Annotated in this window: 6 protein-coding genes and 2 pseudogenes; 2 read left to right on the top strand and 6 right to left on the bottom strand. The window is 72.0% G+C overall.

The features are described 5' to 3' along the window. Nucleotides 1–158 precede the first annotated feature (158 nt). Nucleotides 159–1,054, top strand: a pseudogene (locus tag CCN56_RS21055) (acyl-ACP desaturase). Nucleotides 1,055–1,078: 24 nt separating this feature from the next. On the opposite strand, the gene CCN56_RS21050 reads toward CCN56_RS21055, so the two are convergent. From CCN56_RS21050 to CCN56_RS21025, 6 genes and pseudogenes are all read right to left on the bottom strand, one after another. Further along, complete coding sequence (locus CCN56_RS21050; RefSeq protein ID WP_052499395.1) at nucleotides 1,079–1,336, bottom strand: WhiB family transcriptional regulator; 258 nt, start codon at nucleotides 1,334–1,336, stop codon at nucleotides 1,079–1,081. 178 nt (nucleotides 1,337–1,514) lie between these two features. Further along, a complete protein-coding gene (locus tag CCN56_RS21045) occupies nucleotides 1,515–2,597 on the bottom strand; it encodes an LLM class flavin-dependent oxidoreductase (protein ID WP_086829014.1) in 1,083 nt (360 codons plus the stop codon). Nucleotides 2,598–2,600: 3 nt separating this feature from the next. Next, nucleotides 2,601–3,464 carry an ABC transporter substrate-binding protein gene (locus CCN56_RS21040; RefSeq protein ID WP_086829012.1) on the bottom strand — a complete coding sequence of 288 codons (864 nt, stop codon included), beginning with the start codon at nucleotides 3,462–3,464 and terminating at the stop codon, nucleotides 2,601–2,603. Further along, complete coding sequence (locus CCN56_RS21035; protein WP_086829010.1) at nucleotides 3,461–4,207, bottom strand: ABC transporter ATP-binding protein; 747 nt, start codon at nucleotides 4,205–4,207, stop codon at nucleotides 3,461–3,463. The genes CCN56_RS21040 and CCN56_RS21035 overlap by 4 nt, the downstream gene beginning before the upstream one ends. Further along, nucleotides 4,204–5,049, bottom strand: coding sequence for an ABC transporter permease (locus CCN56_RS21030; protein WP_086829008.1), 846 nt, complete (start codon nucleotides 5,047–5,049; stop codon nucleotides 4,204–4,206). Before CCN56_RS21030 ends, CCN56_RS21035 begins: the two co-directional genes overlap by 4 nt. Next, nucleotides 5,046–5,903, bottom strand: a pseudogene (locus CCN56_RS21025) (NrtA/SsuA/CpmA family ABC transporter substrate-binding protein); the annotation flags it as partial. The pseudogene CCN56_RS21025 and the gene CCN56_RS21030, both read right to left, overlap by 4 nt. Between CCN56_RS21025 and CCN56_RS44700 the strand changes: the two are divergent. After that, nucleotides 5,793–6,027: ABC transporter substrate-binding protein (locus CCN56_RS44700; RefSeq protein WP_373412878.1), on the top strand; the 235-nt coding region annotated here is incomplete at its 3' end. The pseudogene CCN56_RS21025 and the gene CCN56_RS44700 sit on opposite strands and share 111 nt — an antisense overlap.

Raw genomic sequence — 6,027 nt, 5'->3', positions numbered from 1 at the left:
TCTCCGACACCCCGGCCGAGCTGCACGCATAACGGAACGTAACCGGACATCGCCGGGACGGGCTTGGCCGACGCCTTATGGAGGCTTAACCTACGGTCTCGTAACCTACGAATCCGTAGGTACGCCCGTATGCCCTTCTCCGTCCCCAGGAGTTCCCCTTGACGCTCACCTCTCCCCCCCTCGGCAGCTCGGCAGGGTGGACCGACGCACGGCTGCTCTACGCGCTCGAAGAGGTCGTGGAGAAGGAGCTCAACCGGCACCTCAAGGTCACCAAGGACTGGATGCCGCACGAGTACGTGCCGTGGTCCGACGCCCGGAACTTCCCCGGCTTCTTCGAGGACGGCGAGGCCNNAGCTACCACCACGAGATCGCCAGCCTCTTCGGCCGCGACGGCGCCTGGGGCACCTGGGTGCACCGCTGGACCGCCGAGGAGGGCCGGCACGGCATCGTGATGCGCGACTACCTGCTCGCCTCGCGCGCCGTCGACCCGGACAAGCTGGAGCAGTTCCGGATGGCGCACATGAGCGAGGGCTTCGAGTCCGACAACCGGCACTCGATGCTGCACTCCGTCGCGTACGTGGCCTTCCAGGAGCTCGCCACCCGCATCTCGCACCGCAACACCGGCCACCAGTCCGGCGACCCGGTCTGCGACCGGATGCTCGCGCGCATCGCGACCGACGAGAACCTGCACATGGTCTTCTACCGCAACCTGCTGGGCGCGGCCTTCGAGCTCGCCCCCGACCTGACCATGCAGGCCGTGCGGGACGTCGTGGTCAACTTCCGGATGCCCGGACACGGCATGCCGGGCTTCGAGCGGGCGGCCGCGCAGATGGCGATCGGCGAGATCTACAACATGCGCATCCACCACGACGACGTCCTCCAGCCCGTCCTGCGCTTCCTCAAGGTCCTCCAGATCGAGGGCCTCGGCCCGGACGGCCTGCGCGCCCAGGAGGAGCTGGGGCTCTACATGAACGGCCTGGACAGCGAGGCCAGCAAGTTCGACGAGAAGCTCGCGGCCCGCAAGGCCCGGATGGCAGCCCGCGCGGCCGGCTGAGCCGCCGACCCTCGCGGAGGCGGCTCAGCGGCCCTGCCGCTTGAGCCGCCCGCGCTCCTTCTCGGAGAGCCCGCCCCACACCCCGAACCGCTCGTCGTGGGTCAGCGCGTACTCCAGGCACGCCAGGCGCCCCTCGCACGCCCCGCACAGCTGCTTGGCCTCGCGCGTCGACGAGCCGGGGGCCGGGAAGAAGAACTCCGGGCCGGCCTGGGCGCACAGGGCGTTCTCGCGCCAGCTCATGTCGGGCTCCGGGGCGGTCAGTACGGTCGTGTAGGTCTGCATGCCGTACACCTTGCCGAGGGGCCGTAAACGCGCCATCAACGTTCGATCAATGCGGCGCGCCGAAAGGCTTTGCCACCGGCCCGCCCTCGACGAGGATCGCGGTCGGGATCGGGCCGGGCCCGCCCAGGAAGGTGCGGTCCGACACCGTGCGGGGTGCCCCATGCGGTCGCCGTTCACCTCAGCGGGTGACGCCCAGCGCCGGGAGCACCGTTTCGGCCACCCGGTACGCCTCCTCCAGGAGCGGGTTCCCGGACAGGATGAACGTGTCCGCTCCCAGCTCCTGGTACTCCTTGAGGCGCTCCACGACCTGGGCCGTGGAGCCGACCACGGCCGTGCCGGGCCCGGGGCGGAACAGGCTCATTCCGGGCCACAGGTTCGGGTGGCCCTCCAGCTCGCGGGCCCGGGCCGGGACCCTGCCGCCGTGCTGGCGGAACTGGCGCTGCCAGCCGACGCCGTCCTCGCCCGCGCGCTCCCCGAGCTGCCGGGCGTACGTCGCCTCGCTGGTGACGTCCAGGAGCCGGTCGGCCGCGGCCCAGGCCTCGTCCTCGGTGTCGCGGACGATGAGGTGGAGGCGGAGGCCGATGCGGAGGGACCGCCCGTGGGCGGCGGCCCGGGCCCGGACGTGGTCCAGCTTCTCCTTCAGCAGGTGCGGGGGTTCGCCCCAGGTGAGGTAGACGTCGACGTGCTCGGCGGCCATCTCGATGCCGGGCTCCGAGGAACCGCCGAACCAGAGCGGGACGTGCGGCGCCTGGACGGGGCGCAGGTCGCGGAAGGAGGCTCCGGCGCCCTTGAGGTCGTAGAACCTCCCCTTGTGGTCGAAGACCTCGCCGGCCGTGAGCCGCTTGACGATCGACCAGTACTCGGCGCTCAGTTCGTACCGCTCGTCGTGCTCGACGTGCAGTCCGTACTCCCGCAGGGAGTTCGTCGATCCGTTGACGACGTTGAACCGGAGCCGGCCGCCGAAGAGGTTGTCGAAGCTCAGCGCCATCTTGGCCAGCAGGGTGGGTGAGATCAGCCCCGGGTGGACGGCGAGCAGCGGCTTGAAACGGGTGCTGGTGGAGGCCGCGAGCGCGGAGCCGAGCGGCCACACGTCGTACAGGTCGGTGGCGAGCAGCGCGCCGGTGAAGCCGAGGCGTTCGACCGTCCCGGCGAGCTGGGTGAGATAGCCGAGGTCGACGGGGCGGCGGCCCTCCGGCTCCCACGGGTAGGCGCCTTCGCGCGGGATGATGTACCAGAGGACCTCGGGGGCCGGGTTCGTCATCGGTCAGGCCTTCCGGGGCAGGGCGTCGGCGACGGTGATCGCGCGGTCGACGAAGCCGATGCGGTGGAAGACGTCCGCCGCCCGCTGCTGCTCGGCGAGGAACTCCTCGCCGACCTCCTCGATGGTCCAGGGCAGGGCGCGCAGGGCGGTCTCCCAGTCCTCGACCGTGCCGCCCTGGTCGGCGGCGGCGATCTCGGCGGCCTCGCGCGGGTGCGCGGCGGCCCACGCGTCGGCCCGCCGCAGCGCGCGGGTGAGCGCCTCGACGAGCTCGGGCCGCTGCTCGGCCAGGTCGCGGCGGGTGAAGAAGACGGACCGGTCGCTGATGACCTCGCCGGTGGGGATCAGGACGCGCAGGCCGCCGGCGCGGCGGGCGGCGACGAGTTCGGCGCCCTGCGCGACCCAGGCGGTGATCTCGCCGGCGCGGAGCTTCGCCTCGCTGCCGGAGTCGCCGCGCACGGGGGTGATGTCGGTGGCGTACGAGAGTCCGGCGTCGTCCAGGGCCTTGGCGACGAGGTGCGTCTGCCAGGAGCCGACGGCGAGGTGGACGGTGCCGCCCTTGAGGTCGGCGACGGTGCGGACCGGGCTGTCCTCGGGGACGAGGAGGGCGCCGTGGTCGGGGCGGGGAGCGGAGACGGCCGTGTAGACGATGTCGTGGCCGGCGGCCTGCGCGGTGACCGGCGGGGTGGAGCCGGTGCCGCCGAAGTCGATGGTGCCGTCGGCGAGGTGGGCGCCGGTGCGGACCCCGTCGGTGTACGGGTGCCAGCTCACGGTCTCGCCGAGGGCGGCGAGCTCCTCCTCCGCGTAGCCGAGGCGGGAGAGGTGGTAGAGCGAGGGATTGCTGCGGTGGACGCCGATGACGACGGTCATGCGGTGGCTCCTTCGAGAGGGACGGGTGCGGGGACGGGGTTGTCCGTGGGCGTGTGGACGCCGAGGTCGGCGAGGAGGCGGCGGCGCAGGGCCACGAAGGCCGGGTCGCCGGGGTCGCGGGGGCCGGGGACGGTCACGGGTTCGTCGGTGACGAGCCGGCCGTCGCGCAGTACGGCGACCCGGTCGGCGAGGCGTACGGCCTCGTCGACGTCGTGGGTGACGAGCAGGACGGCCGGCCGGTGGATCCGGCGGAGTTCGCCGACCAGGTCCTGCATGCGGAGCCGGGTCAGCGCGTCGAGCGCGGCGAACGGCTCGTCGAGCAGCAGGAGTTCGGGCTCGCGGACCAGTGCCCTGGCCAGGGCGACGCGCTGGGCCTCGCCGCCGGAGAGGGTCGCCGGCCAGGCGTCGGCGTGCCGCTCCAGGCCGACCTCGGCGAGCGCCCGCAGCCCGGTCGCCCGGGTTCCCGCGCCGCGCGGCAGCCCGACGGTGACGTTGGCGAGGACCTTCTTCGAGGGGATGAGCCGGGGCTCCTGGAAGACGATGGTGCGGGCGGCGGGCACGAGGGCCTCTCCCCCGTCGGCCCCGTCGAGGGCGCCGAGGATGCGCAGCAGGGTGGTCTTGCCGCTGCCGCTGGCACCGAGCAGGGCCACGAACTCGCCGCGCCCGATGGTGAGGTCGAGGCCGTCGATGACGGCGCGGTCACCGAAGACCCGGCGCAGTCCCCGTACGCGTACGGCGGTCATGTCGTCCCTCCCGGTCCGGCGGTGCGCCAGGGCATGAGGATCCGCTCCAGGCCGCGGACGAACACGTCGGCGGCGAGACCGAGGAGTCCGTACACGAGGATGCAGACGGCGAGGATGTCGGTGCGGGCGTAGCTCTGGGCCTGGGACATCAGATAGCCGATGCCCTCGGTGGCGTTGATCTCCTCGGCGGCGATCAACGCGATGACGCTCAGCGTCATGGAGAGCCGCAGTCCGGCGAGGAGCGAGGGGAGGGCGCCGGGCAGCACGACCTGGCGGACGATCGCGAACCGGCCGAGACCGAAGCCGCGCATGGCCTCGACGAGTTTGCGGTCCGTGTTGCGGACGCCACCGGTGGTGGAGACGTACATGGGGAAGGTGGTGGCGACGGCGATGAGCAGGATCTTCGCGGTCTCGTTGATCCCGAACCAGACCATGAAGAGGGGGACGAGGGAGAGGAAGGGGATGGTGCGCAGGGTCTGGAGGGAGGAGTCGAGGAGCTCGTCGCCGAGCCGGGTGAAGCCGGTCGTGACGCCGAGGGCGAGTCCGGCGGCGAGGCCGATGACGAGGCCGAGTCCGGAGCGGGTGAGGGAGGTGGCGAGCGCGTCGGGCAGCTGCCCGTTCCCCCACAACTCCCCCACCGCGTCGACGACCTGTGCGGGCGAGGCGAGGACGTCGGGGGTGAGGAGACCGGTGGCGGAGGAGGCCCACCACAGGGCGAGCAGGGCGAGCGGGCCGAGCGCGCGGACGGTGACGGCGTAGGTACGGGAGCGGGCGCGGCGGACGGGGGGACGCGGCGCGACGAGTCCCTCCGTCCGCTCCTGTTCCTCGGTGGCGGCCGTCATGACAGCTTCTCGACATCGAGGAGGTGGGCGGCGATGTCGACCTCGGTCGGGGTGACCTTCTGGTCGGCGTAGAACCGGGCGACGGTCTCGAAGCGCTCGATGTCCTCCGGACCGATGGGATCGACGGTGCCGCCCTTGGCGGTGAAGTCGATCTGGACCTCCTTGGCCTTGCCGTTGACGGCGGTGGGACCGGCGTCGGTGAAGACGTTGAGGTAGGCGGCCGGGTCCTTCTTCTCCTCGGCGCTGTGCTCGTGGAGGTAGGCGTAGAGCGCCTTGACGATCTCGGGGTGTTCCTTGGCGAACTCCGAACGGACGGCGTTGAGGCTGTAGTTGTCGGATCCGATGGCGGTCCCGTCGGCGACGAAGTGGGCCTTGCCGGAGCCGATCTCGGCGACGGCGTAGGTGGACCAGACGGCCCAGGCGTCGACCTGTCCGGCGTTGAAGACGGCGGCGGTCTGGTCGGGGCGCAGATAGACGCGCTCGACCTTGTCGGCGGGGATCCCGGCCTTGGCGAGGGCCTTGAGGAGCAGGTACTCGCCGGTGCCGCCCTTGTTGACGGCGACCTTGCGGCCGACGAGGTCCCGGACGGAGGTGATCTCCGAACCCTCGCGGACGAGGATGCCCTCGCCGACGGGATCGGGGTCGGTGGCGGTGAAGAAGGCGAAGCCGGGACTCTGGGCGAGGGAGGTGATGCCGGAGGTGATGGAGCCGGTCGCGATGTCGAGCTGGTCGGCGTTCATCGCCTGGGCGGCCGGGGCAAAGGGGCCGGCGCTGCCGGTCCAGGCCACCTTGGCGCCGACGGCGGCGAGGGCATCCTCGTCCGCGAGGGTTCGGAGATCACCTCCGTCCGGGACCTCGTCGGCCGCAAGGTCGCCGTCAACAAGGGCGGCACCGTCGAGTACCTGCTCCTCAAGGCCCTCGCCAAGGCCGGGATCCCCGCCGACAAGGTCGAGCGCGTCTATCTGCGCCCCGACCAGA

The sequence above is a fragment of the Streptomyces sp. NRRL B-24572 genome (assembly GCF_002156145.1).
Taxonomy (GTDB): domain Bacteria; phylum Actinomycetota; class Actinomycetes; order Streptomycetales; family Streptomycetaceae; genus Streptomyces; species Streptomyces vietnamensis.
The sequence above is the reverse complement of the archived record's forward strand: the minus strand, read 5'-3'. Positions and strand labels throughout refer to the sequence as shown.